The organism is Streptomyces purpureus (genome assembly GCF_014648195.1).
Lineage (GTDB): Bacteria > Actinomycetota > Actinomycetes > Streptomycetales > Streptomycetaceae > Streptomyces > Streptomyces purpureus.
In genome coordinates this window covers 124818-140005 of the sequence record NZ_BMQQ01000001.1, presented here as the reverse complement: position 1 = coordinate 140005, position 15188 = coordinate 124818, and the positions used below count along the sequence as shown (strand labels likewise).

The window sequence follows — 15188 nt, the reverse complement described above, 5'->3', positions numbered from 1 at the left end:
CGGGACGACAGGATTTGAACCTGCGACCCCTTGACCCCCAGTCAAGTGCGCTACCAAGCTGCGCCACGTCCCGGTGCGCGTCGTCCCGGTTTCGGCCGGGGTGGGCGCGCAAGAGAACATTACCTCACTCCCGGGGGCGGGCGGACGCACGGGCTTCCGGGGGCAGGGGGACAATGGGGGTGTGAGCGGGACGTCGAGGGATCGGGACGCCGAGGGGCGGGCACGGAGTGCGCGACCGCGGGACGGGTTGGGGCGGCCGTTGCCGTACGGGGTCGAGGGCGTGGCGCGGCAGCCGGAGGGGGTCGTGCGGACCGCGGCGCAGACGCTGGAGGAGGCGCAGCGGCTGCTGGACGCGGGGATGCCGTTCCATGCGCATGAGGTGTTCGAGGATGCCTGGAAGTCGGGCCCCGCGGAGGAGCGGGTGCTGTGGCGGGGGCTCGCGCAGGTGGCGGTGGGGCTGACCCATGCGGCCCGGGGGAACACGGCGGGCGGAGCGCGGCTGCTGCGGCGTGGAGCGGGACATTTGGCGGACGGTCCGGCGGTCCATGGGATCGACGTGGCCGGCGTGGTGGCCTGGGCCGAGGAACTGGCGGAGCGGCTGAACGAGCCGGCCGCCCCGGTCGACCCGGCGGCGGAGGCGCCCCGGCTGCTGGCGGCGCCGGGCCGGCGCTGAGTCTCACTCCCGGCACAGGCGCCCCGGCTGCTGGCAGCGCCCGGCTCACGCTGAGATTCGCTCCCGGCCCGCGCTGAGGCTCACTCCTGGAGCAGGACCACCTCCAGGGTGCGCGGGCCGTGGACGCCTTCCACCCGGTCGAGTTCGATGTCGCTGGTGGCCGACGGGCCGGAGATCCAGGTGAGCGGGCGGGTCGGGTCCAGGCGCGGCATGGCCTGCGGGACCGACGCGACGACCTGGGAGGGGGCCCGTACGACGCAGATGTGGTGGTCCGGGACCAGGGTGATGCGGCGGCGGCCCTGGGCGGGGCCGCCGTCCAGGACGAGGGTGCCCGTCTCCGCGACGGCCAGGGCGCAGCCGGTGACGACGCTGTCCACGCGGTCGAGGTCCGCCGGGGTGAGGGCCGCCCGGTCGTCGACGTGGGCGGGGCCGTCCGGCGCAAGCCAGGCGGACGGCAGGCCCGTGGGCACCAGGACGGTCCGGGCGCCGCGCGCGGCCAGCAGGCGCCCGATCAGGGCGGCCACGCCGGCCGGGTCCGTGCGGTGGACGATCGCCCGGTAGTCGGCCAGGTTCTCGTGGAGCAGGTCGAGGACGGCGGCCGGGTCGTCGGGCGCGTGGATGGTGCGGTAGTCGCGCAGGATCTCCGGGGCCGGGGGCGCGTCGGCGACGGCGGCGCGGATGCGGGCGAGGATCCGCTCTCGGGAGCCGCCGGTGGTGTGCGTGGTCATGTGCGGTTCTTCCTCCACCAGTCGCGGAACGGTTCCGCGGGGAGTTCGGGCAGGTCACGGCTTTCGGTCCAGGCCTTGGTGCCGGGCGGCCGGGCCGGGTGCGCCCGACGGGTCCTGGCGGCGAGCCGCTCCCCCGCCGCGAGCACCGCGGGGTGGTCGAGGACCCAGCTCGCCACCTTGACGGCGGCCTGCTCCAGGCGGTGCCCGCCCTGGTCGGCCACCCGCTCGCGGAGGTGGACGAGGACCTCCGGGATGTCGATGGCGACCGGGCAGACGTCGTAGCAGGCGCCGCAGAGCGAGGAGGCGTACGGCAGTGACGCGTCGATCTCGCTGGTCGTGCCGCGCAGTTGGGGGCTGAGGATGGCGCCGATGGGGCCCGGGTAGACGGAGCCGTAGGCGTGGCCGCCGGCCCGCTCGTACACCGGGCAGACGTTGAGGCAGGCCGAGCAGCGGATGCAGCGCAGCGCCTGGCGTCCGACCTCGTCGGCGAGGGTGTCGGTGCGGCCGTTGTCGAGCAGCACCAGGTGGAAGGCGCGCGGGCCGTCGCCGTCGGTGGTGCCGGTCCACATCGAGGTGTAGGGGTTCATGCGTTCGGCGGTGGAGGAGCGCGGCAGGGTCTGCAGGAAGACCTCCAGGTCGCGCCAGGTGGGGATGGTCTTCTCGATGCCGACTACGGAGATCAGGGTCTCGGGGAGGGTGAGGCACATCCGGCCGTTGCCCTCGGATTCGAGGACGACGAGGGTGCCGGTCTCGGCGACCATGAAGTTGGCGCCGGAGACGGCGACCTTGGCGCGCAGGAACTTCTCGCGCAGATGGAGGCGGGCGGCTTCGGCGAGGTCGGCGGGGGTGTCGGTGAGGCCGTCGGGGGCGGGCCGTCCCCAGTCGGCCATGGTCCGGGCGAAGAGGTCGCGGATCTCGCCGCGGTTGCGGTGGATGGCGGGGACGAGGATGTGGGAGGGGCGGTCGTCGCCGAGCTGCACGATGAGTTCGGCGAGGTCGGTCTCGTAGGCGGTGATGCCGGCGGCTTCGAGGGCTTCGTTGAGTCCGATCTCCTGGGTGGCCATCGACTTGACCTTGACGACCTCGCGTTCGCCGGTGGCCTGGACGAGTGCGGTGACGATCGCGTTCGCCTCGGCGGCGTCGGCGGCCCAGTGGACGGTGCCGCCGGCGCGGGTGACCGCGGCCTCCAACTGCTCCAGGTAGGTGTCGAGATGGCGCAGGGTGTGGTCCTTGATCCGCCGGCCGGCCTCGCGCAGGCGGTCCCAGTCGTCGAGCTCGGCGACGGCGCGCGCCCTCTTGGTGCGGATGGTGTGGGTGGCGTGGCGGAGGTTGGCGCGCAGGGTGGGGTTGTGGACGGCGGCCTTGGCGGCCCGGGGGAAGGCCGGCATGCCGAGGAAGATGTCACTCACGCCAGGGCTCCTCTTCCGTGCTCGCGAGGATCTCCGCGAGGTGCAGGGTGCGCAGGGGGGCGCCTTCGCGGCGCAGGATGCCGCCGAGGTGCATGAGACAGGAGTTGTCGGCGCCGCAGAGCACGTCCGCCCCGGTGGAGAGGGCGTGGCGGACTTTGTCCCGGCCCATGGCCGCCGAGACGTCGGGGTTCTTGACGGCGAAGGTGCCGCCGAAGCCGCAGCACTCCTCGGCGCCCGGCAGTTCGCGCAGGTCGAGCCCCTTGACGGCGTCGAGGAGTCGGCGGGGGCCGGTGCCGAGCCCGAGGGCACGCAGCCCATGGCAGGAGGGGTGGTACGTGACGGTGTACGGGAAGTACGCGCCGACGTCGGTGACGCCGAGGACGTCGACCAGGAACTCGCTGAGCTCGTACGTACGCGGCGCGAGGGCGGCGGCCCGGTCGCCGAAGGAGGCGTAGTGGTGGCGGACCATCGCGGCGCACGAGCCGGACGGGGTGACCACGTACGCGTACTCCTCGAAGGCGCGGACGGTGCGGCGGACCAGGGGCTCGGTCTCGCGGCGGTAGCCGGTGTTGTACGGGGGCTGGCCGCAGCAGGTCTGGTCGGCGGGGAAGTCGACCTCGACCCCGAGCCGTTCCAGGATGCGGACGGTGGCCACGCCCGTGGACGGGTACACGGCGTCGTTGACGCAGGTGACGAAGAGGGCGACGCGCATGGTCGCAGGATATGCCGGTGCGGCCGGGCCGGGTAGGAGCGCTGGTGGCCGCCACCCGGCCGGGCGCCGGCGGGCGGTGTTCACCAGGTGAGACGGAGGGCCTCGGGCGAGCGGTGGATGAGGGTGGGCCGCATGACCACCTCGTGGTCGGGGTCGAGGCGTAGTCCGGGGAAGGCACGGGTGAACAGCGTGAGCGTCGCCCTTAGTTGAATGCGGGCGAGCTGGGATCCGGGGCAGCCGTGGGCGCCGTGCCCGAAGGCGAGATGGCGCGAGGGCGGGCGGGTGAGGTCGAAGGTGTCGGGGTGGGCGTGCCGGGCCGGGTCGCGGTTGGCGGCGCCGTAGGCGACGAACACGGTTGCCCCGACAGGCAGTTCGGTACCGGCGAGGGTGACCGGGCGGGTGGTGGTGCGCCGGAAGCCCTGGACGGCGGTGTCGTAGCGGGCGGCCTCCTCGATCGCGGCGGGTATGAGTTCGGGCCGCGCGCACAGCAGCTGCCACCGCTCCGGTGCGCGCAGCAGATGAAGGACGGTGGTGCCGATGAGCGCGGTGGTGGTGAGGTGCCCGGCGATGAGGAAGTTCTGGAGGTTGGCGACGAGTTCATGGCGCTGGTCGAGGGTGAGCTCGCCGCTGCCGGGGGCGAGGGCGGCGACCATCGTCGAGCACAGGTCGTCCTTCGGGTCTGCGCGCCGGGCACGGGCGTAGCGGTCGAGGAGGTGCTGGAGGTCCACGACGTCCTGGGCGGCGGCGATCTGCTCGGCCTCCGGCAGCGGGCGGAAGAGCAACTGCTCGGCGCGGTGGCTGCCGTGCACGGCGGCCGGGACGTCCTCGGGGTCGAGTCCGACGAGCCGGCCGACGACGGCGCCGGGCAGCCGGCGGGCGTACGACTCCATGAGCTCGGTACGGCGCCCGGCCTCGGCCAAGCCCCGCACGAGCTCCTTCGCCCGCTCGGCGGCGAACGAGGCGAGGGCGGCGGTCCTGGTCGCGGACAGGGCGCGGTTGAGCGGGGCGCGGTGGCGGCGGTGGGCGGCGCCGTCGGTGGAGATGACGGTGGGCCGGTCGCCGAGGCCGCCGGCGAGGACGGCGAGCGCGGCGGGCGCGGGCAGCACGTCGGGGCGCAGGACGTGGGCGGAGGAGAAGTCCTCGGGCCGCAGCAGGACTTCGCGTACGTCGGCGTCGCGAGCGACGAGCCAGGCGTCGAGTTCGGGGACGAAGGTCAGCCCGGGCTGTGCGCGGGCGTGCCGGTAGAGGGGGTAGGGGTCTCTTTGCAGCGCGTCGAGAAGGGCGTGCGATTGCGCGTCCACGCGGCGCCTCCGGGGCGGATGGGGGGTGCGGGCGGGTGGGTGCGGGGCAGTCAGGTCGGTCGGGTGCGGGTCGGGGGTCGGTCGGGTCGCGGGTCGGGCGGTGCGGCCATCGTGACCGGGCCCGACGCGGCCTGGCTACGCTCCACGCATGGATTTCGGCGTGAATCTCCTCAACTTCGGTACGGGCACCACGCCCGCGTCCCTCGCCCAACAGGCGTTGGACGCACGCGACTTCGGCTACACGTTCGCGATGATCTCCGACCACATCGCCGTCACCGCCGACGTGGACGCGGTCTACCCTTCCCCGTTCTACGACCAGTTCGCCCTCGCCGCGTTCCTCGCGGGCCGGGTGCCCGGGCTCACGCTGGGCACGTCGGTCACGGTCGTGCCGTACCGCCATCCGCTGCACACGGCCCGACTCGCCGCCAACGTGGACCAGTTGTGCGAGGGGGGCTTCATCCTCGGCGCCGGGATCGGCTGGTCGGAGCCGGAGTTCGAGGTGCTCGGGGTGGAGTTCAAGGACCGCGGGCGGATCAGCGACGAGTACCTGGCCGTGATCCGGGGGGCGTGGCGCGAGGACCCGTACTCATTCCGCGGCGCGTACGTCTCCTTCGACGGCGTGCGTACGGGCCCGGCTCCGGCGTCGCGACCGGGGATACCGGTGTGGGTGGGCGGGGACTCGCCGGCCGCGCTGCGCCGGGCGGCCCGGTTCGGGGAGGCCTGGCATCCGTACAAACCGTCGGTGCGGCGGCTGCGGGCGGCCCTGCCGGTGCTCGCGGCCGAGGCGGACGCGGCGGGGCGGGCTGCGCCGGCGCTCGCGCCCCGGCTCCACCTCCGGGTGACGGAGCGGCCGCTCGGCGAGGACCGGCCGGCCGGGCACGGCACCTCCGACCAGATACGCCGGGACCTGTGGGCGCTGGCCGAACTGGGCGCCACGCACGTCCTGTTCGACACCTACGCGGGGTTCCCTGAGCTGACCCGTGGCACGGCGCGGGAAGACCGGGCGTTGCTGGAGCGGGTGGTGACGCGGTTCGTGGACCCGGTCTCGGGTACCCCGCGCTGACCGGGCGGAGTCAGCGCAGCAGCCGCATGAGGACGGAGGTGTGGCTGTGGTCGGGGTCCTTGGCGGCGGTCAGCAGCATGAGCGGGCCCTTCGCGGCGAGCTCGCGGAGCCGCTGGAGCGCCTCGGCGGCCTCGGGGTCGGCGAGTTCGGCCTCGTAGCGGCGGCAGAACTCGTCGTACGTCCCGTCCGGGCCGTGGTACCAGCGCCGCAGTTCGGCCGAGGGGGTGAGGGCCTTGGGCCACTCGTCGACACGGGCGTCGGCCTTGGCGAGGCCGCGCGGCCAGAGGCGGTCGACCAGGACGCGCAGACCGTCGGCGGACTCCGGCGGATCGTATACACGGCGGACACGGATGTGCGGGCTGGATCGCTGCATCCATCCAGGGTGCACCGGCCGGGCGCCCGCGAACGGGCGGCCCGTGGCCGCCAGGCGGGTGTGTCGCTCGCCGTCGGCACGGGAACCCGGCCAAGGGCCGCGAACGGCGGGCCGTGGGCGCCGGGCCGGTATGTCGCTCACCGTCGGCACGGGAACCCGGCCAGGGGCCCACGAACGAGCGAACGTCGTCGGCGTATCGCCCGCAGTCACGCGGCGCGGGCCAACCGCCAGGCGCCCGCGAACCGGCCGGGCCTCACCGGAGCCCAGGCGTGGCGCACGCGTCAGACGGCGACGCTGGGGGCGGTTCCGGCGCGGCGCTGGGCCTCGCACAGGGCGCGGTGGCGGCGCCAGGCGGACCAGCCGCGCTGCTTGAGGTCGTCCTGGGCCATCGCGTAGGTGCGGCCGCCGACGACGTACTCCATGAAGTGGGCGACTCCGAGCTCGAACTCCGCTCCGCGGTCGATGCCTCGACGGCGGCCGAAGGAACGGCCCAGGTACTCCGTGGCGCTGGACATACGGTGCGGTCCTCCCGGTCTTCCCCCGTCCTGCTCTGGCGCGGTTCACTGTCGCGCAGGGAGCCGGGCGGGCGCGGGGACACCGTTCGACGATCACCCGTCGAACGTCTGAACACCAGGTGTACCGAGCGCGGGCAGGAGCACCGCCTCGACGAAGGCGGGCAGGGCGGCCGGGTCGGCGAGGCGGTCCTCGAAGAGCCGCTCGACGCGCAGGACGCCGAGGAAGCAGGGGGCGACGAAGCCGATGGCGGGGTTGTCGGCGGCGACCTCGCCGCGTTCGACCCCGCGCCGGACCATCGCGTCCAGGGCGGCGACCTCGGGCTGGAGCACGGTCTCGCGCAGCGCCTCGCGCAGATCGGGGTGCTGGAGGTAGGCCTGGGTGACGGCTTCGACGAGGGCGGTGTCGCGGTCGCCGCGGGCGGCGGCGGCCCGGGCCGCGGCGCGCAGGTCCCCGGCGAGCGAGCCGGTGTCGATCCCGGTGAAGAAGGTGGTGCGGCTCTTGTTCAAGGCGGCGGTGACCAGCCGGGGCTTGGTCCCCCACTGCCGGTACAGGGTCGCCTTGCCGCATTTGGTCCGGGCGGCGACGCCTTCCATCGTCACGGCGTCGTAGCCGCCCTCGCGGAGCAGGTCGAGGACGGCCTCGTACAGCTCGCGCTCCCGCTCGGGCGTGATCTTGCTGCGGCGCGCGGCGGCGGTGGCGGCCTGCGTGGACATGAGCTTCCTTCCCGGGACCGGCGGGGTGGTGCGCATCCGAGAGTAGGGGCCGCACAAACGAGACACAAACGTATCGAGACGTTTGCGTCTCGATGATTTGGCATCTAGGCTTCCCCCGTTTGCCGGTGATGTGCCGGGATGTCGGATCACCGGATGTCTGGATCTAAGGGGCCGCTCGGATGGCTGCCGGAATACGTTCCGCGGGGCGCGCGGGCGCCGCACGGGAAGCGCGGCCGCCGCTCGGGCGGGAGCTGCTGCTCGTGGCCGCGCTCTTCCTCGTCTACATGGCGGGCCGCCGGCTCGCGACGGGCCACGAGAGCCGCGCACTGCACAACGCCGACCGGATCTGGGAGCTGGAGCGGGCGGTGCGGCTGCCCGGCGAAGGTCTCGTGCAGCGGCTGCTGCTGCACAGCGAGCCGCTGGTGCACACCGCCAACACCTACTACGCGGCCGTGCACTTCCCGGCCACCGCCGCCTTCCTCGTCTGGCTGTACTGGCGGCGCCCCGCGCACTACCTCTGGTCCCGGCGGGTGCTCACGCTGCTCACCGGCGCCGCGCTCGCCCTGCATCTGCTGCTGCCGCTCGCGCCGCCGAGGATGCTGGCCGCCGCGGGCCTGGTCGACACCGCGCGGGTGTACGGGCCGTCCGTGTACGGCGCGGCGCCGGGGACGGACTCGCTGGCGAACCAGTTCGCGGCCATGCCCTCGCTGCACTTCGGCTGGGCTCTGATGGTCGCGATCGGACTGATCCGGGCCTGCGCCGGCCGGTGGCGGTGGCTGTGGCTGCTCCATCCGCTGGTGACCCTGCTGGTCGTCGTCTCCACCGCCAACCACTACTGGCTCGACGCGCTGGTGGCGGCCGTGCTGCTGGGCGGGGCGCTGCTGTCCGTACGGGCTCCGGGGCGGCCGTTCGCCATGGCGGCGCGGCCGGCGGGAGCGTCGCGGTGAACGGGATCGTCGTCGCCGTGCTGCTGTCGCTGGTGTCGGCCGCCGGGTACGCGCTGGCCGCGGTGATCCAGTCCCGGCTGTCGGGGAGTATGCGCGCGCTGCTCGCGAGGCCGCTGTGGTGGTGGGCCGTGGGCCTGAACGCGGCCGGGGCGCTCGCCCATGTCGGCGCGCTGCACTACGGCCCGCTGACGCTGGTTCAGCCGCTCGGCGCGCTCACGCTCGTCGCCGCGCTGCCGCTGGCGGCGAGGCGGGAGCGGCGGCGGGTGACCCGGGCCGAGTGGCGCGGGGCGCTCTCCACCCTGGCCGGACTCCTCGGACTGATCGCCGTCACCGGCCCGGCCACCCCCGGCGACGCCCTGTCCCTGCCGGAAGCGATGGCCGTGGCGGCGGCGACGGCCCTGCTGATCGCGGCCCTCGCGCGGGGGCGCCACGGGCTCGGCCAGGCGACCGCGTCCGGGGTCGCCTCGGCCGCCGCCTCCGCGCTCACCCAGACCCTGACGTCCTCGCTCGCGCTGCGGCAGCCCGGCGGGGCGGCCCTGTGGTGGCAGACGGCGGTGCTGGCGGTGGTGATCTCGGCCTTCGCGGCGGGCGGTCTCGTGCTCTCCCAGAGTGCGTACCGGGTGGGGCTCGCCGCGCCGCTGGCCGTGGTGAACCTCGCCAACCCGGCGGCGGCCGCGGTCATCGGCGTGAGTCTGCTCGGCGAAACGTTCCGCGCCGGCGCGTGGGGCTGGCTGATCGCGGCGGTCTCGGCGGCGCTGGCCGCGCGCGGAGTCCTCCTGCTGACCTTGCCGACCACCCCCACCGGGCCCCGCCCCACTTCGGCGCCACCGCAACGCGCCGAACCGGCCGCCGCTCCGGCCCGCTGACGGGCTGACACCCTCACCCGTCCCAGCCGGTGCGACCGGGGGCGCGGCAGCGGCTCCTCCCCCAGGTCCCGCGCCCGCGGGTGGTCGAGGCCGCCGGAGCCTGGCTCCTCGGACCACGGCCGGTGCACGGCGGCATCCGGGCCCGCCGCCGCTGACGCCAGGCCGGCCCGGCAGCCGGCCCCGTCCAGTCGTATGTACCGCATTTGCCTGAGGCATACGTACGACGCCCGGAGTCCGATCCCTTGGACGGAGCTCCGGGCGTCGTACGTCATATGACGGCGATGCCGCTCAGCCGGCAAGCAGTGGTTCCCGCCCACCGCGCATCGCGCGTAGATACGTCCTGCGGGTCTCCTCGTCCACGGCGACCTGCAGCTCGTCGCGCAGCCGCGACTCGCACAGCTCGAACCAGCGCTGCACCTGGCGGAGTTGGCCCAGCGCCGCGTGAACGGACATCAGCGTCCGGTACGTGGGCTCGTGGTACGGCTCACTCTCCAGGATCCGGTGGCCCCAGTGCATGGCCGCCAGGAGGTCGCCGGAGCGCAGCGAAGCCTCCATCACCTGCTGGACCGCGTAGAGGAAACGGCTGTGCAGCCATTCACGCCGGACGTTGATCCACTCCGCCGACGAGCCGTACAGGAATTCCCCGTGATACATCTCCGCAGCACGCCTGAAATATGGCGTGGCCTCGTCAAGGCGGCCGGCCACCATGGCGGCCTGCCCCTTGTCGATCAGCTCGTCGAAGATCTCGTAGTCGATCCGGACGTCGTCCACTTCCAGCCGGTAGCCGGAGCCCACCGTCTCCAAGCGGAGGGGCCGTTCGTGTGACAACACGGCTACTGTCTGCGTCGCAGCACCACCACCGGCCGGAAGCAGAATCCGCCGCAGGTTGTGCACGGCGACCTTCACATGGCTGGAATTCGCACCCCACTCAGCCTCGGGCCAGAGCGCCTCGTACAACGTGTCCCGAGAAACTATCCGCCCCTTGCGCAGCAGCAGGAATTGCAGCAGCTCCTTGGTTTTTCCGGCCGACCATCGCTCGACCGAAATACCCCCCATACTGAAGCGAAATTCGCCGAGGCCGTTCACTTCAGCCCTTGCTTCCATCAATGGACCTTTCCGCGTGTGCCGAGTTGTTGATCGCACAGGCGCCCCCCAGGTCGACGCTGTTTTCCCCTGTGTGCCCACGGGCCCTGAATGGTTCAATCCGCAAGCTGTCCGCGTCGGCCAAGTCGGCCATAACAGACAGAACATCGCAGGACGGTTCGGGCCGGGTCTCGGCCGCTACCGTGGGATCCGTAGCTCTCATCTGGCATGCGACAAGAATCAAACACAAGGCCGGGTTCGGCCAGTGTCGAGTCTGTCCGGAAACGCAAATCCTCTGCCAGACTTCGTGGCATGAGCCCATTCCAGAAAGTCGCGGCCTACGCCCGGCCGGGAACCGCCGCCTTCGGTCTGGGCGTTGTGGGGGAGATCTTCGCCGACCGCAGCGCCCGCGGACTGCCCGCGTTCAGCCTCAGCGTCTGTACGGATGAACCGGGATCGATACCGACCAATATCGGACTCTCCATGGACGTGGACAGCGGTCTCGACCGGCTGGCCGCCGCCGACCTGGTGATCCTGCTGCCGACGGACAACTACGGCACCGAGCCGTCCCCCGAGGTGCTGGACGCCGTGCACGCCGCGTACGACCGGGGGGCGACCGTCGCGGCGTACTGCGTGGGGAGTTACCTGCTGGCGGCCACCGGCCTGCTCAACGGGCTGCGGGCGACCACCCACTGGCGCTACGCGGCGGAGTTCGCCCACCGCTTCCCGGAGGTCAAGCTCCAGGAGGACGCGCTGTACGTGGACGAGGGAAGGATCCTCACGGGGGCCGGGGCGGCCGCGGGGATCGATCTCTGCCTGCATCTGCTGCGCCGCGAGTACGGCGCACACGCGGCCAACGAGATCGCCCGGACCCTGGTGGTGGCACCCCACCGGGAGGGCGACCAGGCGCAGTTCGTCTCCGCGCCGCTGCCGCAGCGCGAGGCGGATCGTTTCTCCTCGGTGATCCTCTGGGCTCGCGAGAACCTCCACCAGTCCATCAAGATCGACGAACTCGCCTCCCGCGCCCTGATGAGCCCGCGGACCTTCGCCCGGCGCTTCCAGGAGGCCATGGGGGCGAGCCCGCACGCCTGGCTGGTCAATCTGCGGCTCTCGCGGGCCGAGGAGCTCCTGGAGACGACCGACCTGCCGGTCGAGGAGGTCGCCCGCCAGGTCGGATACACGTCCGCCGCGGCGCTGCGTCATCAGTTCATGCAGCGCCGCGGCGTACCGCCCCGGTCCTACCGGCGGGCCTTCAGCAGACGGGCTCCGGCGGAGGATTCCGGCCCGCCGGGTCCGTTATCCGCCAACCGCGCACCCCCGCACCGGCCTGGCGACCCCCGGGTCATGACCATCCGCCGGAGCCGATGTGCTCCGCCGCCGTACGGCTCGCGGCGAGCGCCGTCTTGGCCGCTCCCCCGCTGCCGCCGGTGAAGGTGAACAGACCGGGCGTGAGCGCCCGCAGCTTGAGACCGGCCGGCGTGCTGTAGCAGTCGGCCGCGGTGATCGTGGTGACCTTGACGCTCCCCAGGTCGGACAGGTCGAGCCGGCTGCGCGCCACGGCGAGCACCCGGCCGGCCACGGCCGCGTCGACCTGGAGGCCCGAAGGGTCCACGTCCCACCGGTCGGTGGGCAGCCCCAGCAGGGTCGCCCCGTCGGGCGTGCAGCGCCCGTAGAGCCCGGTGGTCTCGTCGACGAAGGTGCCGAGGCCCGGCACCCGGCCCGGGAAGAGGCTGTACTGGATCTGCTTGGTCCGCAGCCCCTGGTCGTCGAGACCGCTCGCGGCGAGGAGGCGGGGGGTCCACGCCCCGGCCGCGACGACGACGGCGTCGTAGCCGCGCAGCGCCCCTTCGGCGAGCCGGATCCCGCGGTCCTCCGTCACGGCCGCCACCCGCTCGTGGCGGACCCGGACCGCCGGGCCGCTCAGATCGACCAGGACCGCGTCGCGCAGCCGGCGCGGGGCGATGTAGCCGGCCGTCCGCTCCGCCACCCCCACCGTGTCGTCGGGCAGGCCCTGGAGGCCGAAGCCGGAGCGGAGCTCCTCGCGGCCGACCGTCCGTACGGAGCCGGGTAGTTGCCGGTCGACCGTCTTGACCAGGTCCTCGATGTCGGGGTGCGGGGGCAGCGCGTAGACGGCCCCGGTCTCGCGGTAGTCGGCCCACTGGCGCAGCCGGGGGTCGCCGAGGAGTTCGGTGAGGCTGGCGCCGGCCGCCTCTGCGAGGTCTCCCTGTGTCTCGAAGCCCCGTACCAGTCCGCCCGACGCGTGGGTGGCGTCGTCCCAGAAGCCGTCCGGGGGGCCGGTGAAGAGGTCCACCGACAGTGCGTAGGGGGCGCGGGCGAGCCGCCAGGTCAGCAGGGCGCCGGCGAGTCCGCCGCCGACGACCGCGATGCGGCCCGCCGCGTCGCGTGGCTCAGTCATGGTCCGTCCCGCCGTCCGCCGGGGCGGCGGTGGCCGCGGTCGGGTCGAGGGACAGGGTGGCCAGCGACGCCGCCTTGCTCAGGGTCTCCTCGCAGGCGGCGCGGGACCGGCCCGCGGCTATCACGTACGCGTAGCGGGTGAGGTAGCCGTTGGGGGGCAGTGCGAGTGCGGCGCCGGGGGCCACCATCGTCGTGCTCTCCAGGAGACCCGGCACCTGGCCGGTGTCGGGCACGCCCACGGCGGTGACCGTACCGTCGGCCGGCGGGTAGAGGAAGCGGACGCCGACGGTGCGCCGTTCGGTCGCCGTCCAGGAGGGGCGTACGCCCGTGGCGACGTCGACGGCGACCGAGCCCGGGGCGATCCCGGTGGCGAGCTTGCCGAGGTAGGGGATCCGGTCGCCGCCGAGGCGGGCGTTGACCTCGATGATCACCGGTCCGCGGGAGGTCAGTTTGACCTCGGTGTGGGTCATGCCGTGGCCGAGTCCCAGCTCGCGGTGGGCGGTGACCAGGACGGAGAGCAGTTCGGCGTCCTCCAGGAGCGGGTCGGCGGCGTCCACCACATGCCCGGTCTCCTCGAAGTAGGGCGCGAGCCCTACCTCCTTGTGGGCGACGAAGAGCGGAGTGTACTCGCCGTCGAAGACCACGCCGTCGATGCTGATCTCGGGGCCGGTGACGCACTCCTCGACCAGCACCCCGCCCTCGTAGTCGGGGTTGCCGCCGTGGCTGGCGGCCTCGGTCATCGTGTACGCGGCCTCGATCTCGTCGGGGCCGTCGACCCGGATGACGCCGATGCTGGCGCCCATGCCGCGCGGCTTGAGGACGACCGGGTAGCCGAACTCGTCGGCCGTGCGCAGCGCCTCGCCGGCGTCGGTGACGTAGGCGAACCGCGGCTGGGGCAGCCCGGCGGCGGTCAGGATCCGGCGGGAGCTGTGCTTGTTGCGGCAGTTGTCGGCCCCGCGCACGGTCAGGCCGGGCAGGCCGAGCCGTTCGGCGATGTGCGCGGTGGCGACGACCAGCGTCTCGTCGTAACTGAACACGCCGGCCACCGGGTGTTCGGCGGCGACCGCCTCGGCCGCCCGCAGCAGTGCCTCCGGGTCGGGAACGAGACGTTCCTCGTCGCGCAGCGGCACGGTCGTGGCACCCTTCACATAGGGCGTCTGCCAGGTCGGGTCGGTGGCGTCGAGCAGCCAGACGGGGCGCCGCGCGGCCGCGTCGGCCAGCAGGTACTCCCGGTAGGCCTGCCCACCGCTGCCGACGACGAGCACGAGGCCGTCGTCCCGCTCCTTCGCCGTGGTGTCCGCCACTTCTCTCACCTCCACTGTCATCCCCTCGCAGAATTGATCGGGACCCGTTCCTTGGCCGCGATGCGCGCGATGCGCGGTTCGGCGAGCCTCTGGTAGTCCGTGGTGGACAGCGCCACGGAGCGGTCGAGTCGGGCGGCGTTGAAATAGATCTCCTCGAGACCGAGGAGTTCCTCGTCGACGACGAGGTGGAGATCGGGGTGGAAGCTGAACGGCATGACCGTGCCGCTCACGCTTCCGGCGAGCCGTTCGGCCACCTCTTTGGTGGCGAAGGCGGTCCGGCCGCCGCCGGCGATCTCGCCGAGGGCGGCGAGATCGACCTGGCGGTGGCCGGGGACGACCGCGAGCAGATAGCGGCCGACCCGTTTGGTGATGCCCACCCGCGCCACGATGCATTTGGCGGCGTGCTCCAGCGGGTGGCCGCGCAGTTGGCTGGCGAGGTCCGTGCGGCCCTCGGGCGGGTGGTCGATGAGGCGGTAGCGGGCCTGGTTGGCGTCCAGAAAGCTGATCAGTCTCTGGTACATCGCGGACGCCTCACTCCTCGGGCTGGTTCTCGACGAAGTACCAGTCCTCGGGGCTGATCAGCCCGAAGGGGTTGACCGGAGTGACACCGCGCAGGTCGTGGGCGACCTCCAGGAGCCGGAAGGGGAAGTTGGGCATCCAGATGACCGGTACCTGTTCGGCGATGTAGTCCTGGTAGGCGTAGAGCTCCTCCAGGTCGTCGCTGACGACCGTGCGGGCGATCAGCTCGTCCGCCTTCGGGTCGCTGTAGCTGCCGAAGTTGACCGGGGAACCGGTGGAGTAGAGCGCCTCACCGGTGGGCAGGAAGCCCGGTCCGTAGCCCCAGCCGCCGTTCCAGTCGCTGAACTGCCACAGGCAGGGGCTGTCGGGGCCGGGTGTGCAGGTGGTGTCCTCCAGGACGAGCACGCTCGCCTCGACCTCGGTCAGCTCGATCTCGATGCCGGCCCGGGCCGCGTCGGCGGCGAACTTCTCCATCACCGACGTGAGGGTGCGGTGCCCGGCCGCGTACCGCATGGAGAACCGCATCTCGGCGCCCTCGGGGATGTCCGCCCCCGCCTCGCCCGGGC

At 73.1% G+C, this 15188-nt stretch carries 16 protein-coding genes, 1 tRNA gene and 1 pseudogene; 5 read left to right on the top strand and 13 right to left on the bottom strand.

The features are described 5' to 3' along the window. Nucleotides 1-73: transfer RNA gene (locus IEZ01_RS00620), tRNA-Pro, on the bottom strand. A gap of 108 nt (nucleotides 74-181) precedes the next feature. Here IEZ01_RS00620 and IEZ01_RS00615 point away from each other — a divergent pair. Further along, on the top strand, nucleotides 182-673 hold the full coding sequence (locus tag IEZ01_RS00615) for a DUF309 domain-containing protein (protein ID WP_189199255.1): 492 nt from the start codon (nucleotides 182-184) through the stop codon (nucleotides 671-673). A gap of 80 nt (nucleotides 674-753) precedes the next feature. Here the strand turns inward: IEZ01_RS00615 and IEZ01_RS00610 are convergent, their stop codons facing one another. The 4 genes from IEZ01_RS00610 to IEZ01_RS00595 form a co-directional block, all read right to left on the bottom strand. Then, nucleotides 754-1401, bottom strand: a complete 648-nt coding sequence (locus tag IEZ01_RS00610; protein WP_189199253.1) for a LutC/YkgG family protein — start codon at nucleotides 1399-1401, stop codon at nucleotides 754-756. Continuing rightward, the gene (locus IEZ01_RS00605) at nucleotides 1398-2810 is read right to left on the bottom strand and encodes a lactate utilization protein B (protein WP_189199251.1); all 1413 of its coding nucleotides are present in this window, start codon (nucleotides 2808-2810) and stop codon (nucleotides 1398-1400) included. The genes IEZ01_RS00610 and IEZ01_RS00605 overlap by 4 nt, the downstream gene beginning before the upstream one ends. Then, entirely contained in the window at nucleotides 2803-3522 is a 720-nt protein-coding gene (locus tag IEZ01_RS00600; RefSeq protein ID WP_189199249.1) for a (Fe-S)-binding protein, read from the bottom strand. The genes IEZ01_RS00605 and IEZ01_RS00600 overlap by 8 nt, the downstream gene beginning before the upstream one ends. A gap of 80 nt (nucleotides 3523-3602) precedes the next feature. Then, nucleotides 3603-4823, bottom strand: coding sequence for a cytochrome P450 (locus IEZ01_RS00595; RefSeq protein WP_189199247.1), 1221 nt, complete (start codon nucleotides 4821-4823; stop codon nucleotides 3603-3605). Nucleotides 4824-4971: 148 nt separating this feature from the next. On the opposite strand from IEZ01_RS00595, the gene IEZ01_RS00590 reads away from it, so the two are divergent. Continuing rightward, nucleotides 4972-5886, top strand: a complete 915-nt coding sequence (locus IEZ01_RS00590) for a TIGR03619 family F420-dependent LLM class oxidoreductase (RefSeq protein WP_189199246.1) — start codon at nucleotides 4972-4974, stop codon at nucleotides 5884-5886. A gap of 10 nt (nucleotides 5887-5896) precedes the next feature. Here IEZ01_RS00590 and IEZ01_RS00585 read toward each other — a convergent pair whose 3' ends face one another. From IEZ01_RS00585 to IEZ01_RS00575, 3 genes are all read right to left on the bottom strand, one after another. Beyond that, on the bottom strand, nucleotides 5897-6259 hold the full coding sequence (locus tag IEZ01_RS00585) for a DUF488 domain-containing protein (RefSeq protein WP_189199244.1): 363 nt from the start codon (nucleotides 6257-6259) through the stop codon (nucleotides 5897-5899). Nucleotides 6260-6540: 281 nt separating this feature from the next. Next, the gene (locus IEZ01_RS00580; RefSeq protein WP_019890735.1) at nucleotides 6541-6774 is read right to left on the bottom strand and encodes a hypothetical protein; all 234 of its coding nucleotides are present in this window, start codon (nucleotides 6772-6774) and stop codon (nucleotides 6541-6543) included. A 93-nt stretch (nucleotides 6775-6867) separates the two neighbouring features. After that, nucleotides 6868-7488, bottom strand: a complete 621-nt coding sequence (locus tag IEZ01_RS00575; RefSeq protein WP_019890733.1) for a TetR/AcrR family transcriptional regulator — start codon at nucleotides 7486-7488, stop codon at nucleotides 6868-6870. Nucleotides 7489-7667: 179 nt separating this feature from the next. Here IEZ01_RS00575 and IEZ01_RS00570 point away from each other — a divergent pair, with 179 nt between their 5' ends. Both IEZ01_RS00570 and IEZ01_RS00565 read left to right on the top strand, forming a co-directional pair. Further along, entirely contained in the window at nucleotides 7668-8435 is a 768-nt protein-coding gene (locus IEZ01_RS00570) for a phosphatase PAP2 family protein (RefSeq protein ID WP_019890730.1), read from the top strand. Then, a complete protein-coding gene (locus IEZ01_RS00565) occupies nucleotides 8432-9301 on the top strand; it encodes a hypothetical protein (RefSeq protein ID WP_019890729.1) in 870 nt (289 codons plus the stop codon). Before IEZ01_RS00570 ends, IEZ01_RS00565 begins: the two co-directional genes overlap by 4 nt. A 288-nt stretch (nucleotides 9302-9589) precedes the next feature. Here the strand turns inward: IEZ01_RS00565 and IEZ01_RS00560 are convergent, their stop codons facing one another. Further along, nucleotides 9590-10405 (bottom strand): AfsR/SARP family transcriptional regulator, encoded by an 816-nt coding sequence (locus IEZ01_RS00560; RefSeq protein ID WP_158685726.1) that lies wholly within the window; start codon nucleotides 10403-10405, stop codon nucleotides 9590-9592. 291 nt (nucleotides 10406-10696) lie between these two features. Between IEZ01_RS00560 and IEZ01_RS00555 the strand changes: the two genes are divergently transcribed. Next, the gene (locus IEZ01_RS00555; protein ID WP_078513448.1) at nucleotides 10697-11815 is read left to right on the top strand and encodes a GlxA family transcriptional regulator; all 1119 of its coding nucleotides are present in this window, start codon (nucleotides 10697-10699) and stop codon (nucleotides 11813-11815) included. Here IEZ01_RS00555 and IEZ01_RS00550 read toward each other — a convergent pair. The 4 genes and pseudogenes from IEZ01_RS00550 to IEZ01_RS34565 all read right to left on the bottom strand — a co-directional run. Further along, nucleotides 11727-12800: an NAD(P)/FAD-dependent oxidoreductase gene (locus IEZ01_RS00550; RefSeq protein WP_019890725.1), complete on the bottom strand. Its 1074-nt coding sequence runs from the start codon at nucleotides 12798-12800 to the stop codon at nucleotides 11727-11729. The two genes, IEZ01_RS00555 and IEZ01_RS00550, sit on opposite strands and share 89 nt — an antisense overlap. Continuing rightward, nucleotides 12793-14103 (bottom strand): ATP-grasp domain-containing protein, encoded by a 1311-nt coding sequence (locus tag IEZ01_RS00545; protein WP_019890723.1) that lies wholly within the window; start codon nucleotides 14101-14103, stop codon nucleotides 12793-12795. Before IEZ01_RS00545 ends, IEZ01_RS00550 begins: the two co-directional genes overlap by 8 nt. Before the next feature lie 17 nt (nucleotides 14104-14120). Beyond that, nucleotides 14121-14624 carry a YbaK/EbsC family protein gene (locus IEZ01_RS00540; protein ID WP_019890722.1) on the bottom strand — a complete coding sequence of 168 codons (504 nt, stop codon included), beginning with the start codon at nucleotides 14622-14624 and terminating at the stop codon, nucleotides 14121-14123. A 10-nt stretch (nucleotides 14625-14634) separates the two neighbouring features. Continuing rightward, a pseudogene (locus IEZ01_RS34565) lies at nucleotides 14635-15188 on the bottom strand (ABC transporter substrate-binding protein); the annotation flags it as partial.

Coding starts and splice junctions, on each gene's coding strand:
- IEZ01_RS00585 (WP_189199244.1), bottom strand. CDS start 6,259: ATGCAGCGATCCAGCCCGCACATCCGTGTCCGCCGTGTATACGATCCG.
- IEZ01_RS00560 (WP_158685726.1), bottom strand. CDS start 10,405: ATGGAAGCAAGGGCTGAAGTGAACGGCCTCGGCGAATTTCGCTTCAGT.
- IEZ01_RS00575 (WP_019890733.1), bottom strand. CDS start 7,488: ATGTCCACGCAGGCCGCCACCGCCGCCGCGCGCCGCAGCAAGATCACG.
- IEZ01_RS00570 (WP_019890730.1), top strand. CDS start 7,668: ATGGCTGCCGGAATACGTTCCGCGGGGCGCGCGGGCGCCGCACGGGAA.
- IEZ01_RS00555 (WP_078513448.1), top strand. CDS start 10,697: ATGAGCCCATTCCAGAAAGTCGCGGCCTACGCCCGGCCGGGAACCGCC.
- IEZ01_RS00590 (WP_189199246.1), top strand. CDS start 4,972: ATGGATTTCGGCGTGAATCTCCTCAACTTCGGTACGGGCACCACGCCC.
- IEZ01_RS00600 (WP_189199249.1), bottom strand. CDS start 3,522: ATGCGCGTCGCCCTCTTCGTCACCTGCGTCAACGACGCCGTGTACCCG.
- IEZ01_RS00610 (WP_189199253.1), bottom strand. CDS start 1,401: ATGACCACGCACACCACCGGCGGCTCCCGAGAGCGGATCCTCGCCCGC.
- IEZ01_RS00580 (WP_019890735.1), bottom strand. CDS start 6,774: ATGTCCAGCGCCACGGAGTACCTGGGCCGTTCCTTCGGCCGCCGTCGA.
- IEZ01_RS00540 (WP_019890722.1), bottom strand. CDS start 14,624: ATGTACCAGAGACTGATCAGCTTTCTGGACGCCAACCAGGCCCGCTAC.
- IEZ01_RS00550 (WP_019890725.1), bottom strand. CDS start 12,800: ATGACTGAGCCACGCGACGCGGCGGGCCGCATCGCGGTCGTCGGCGGC.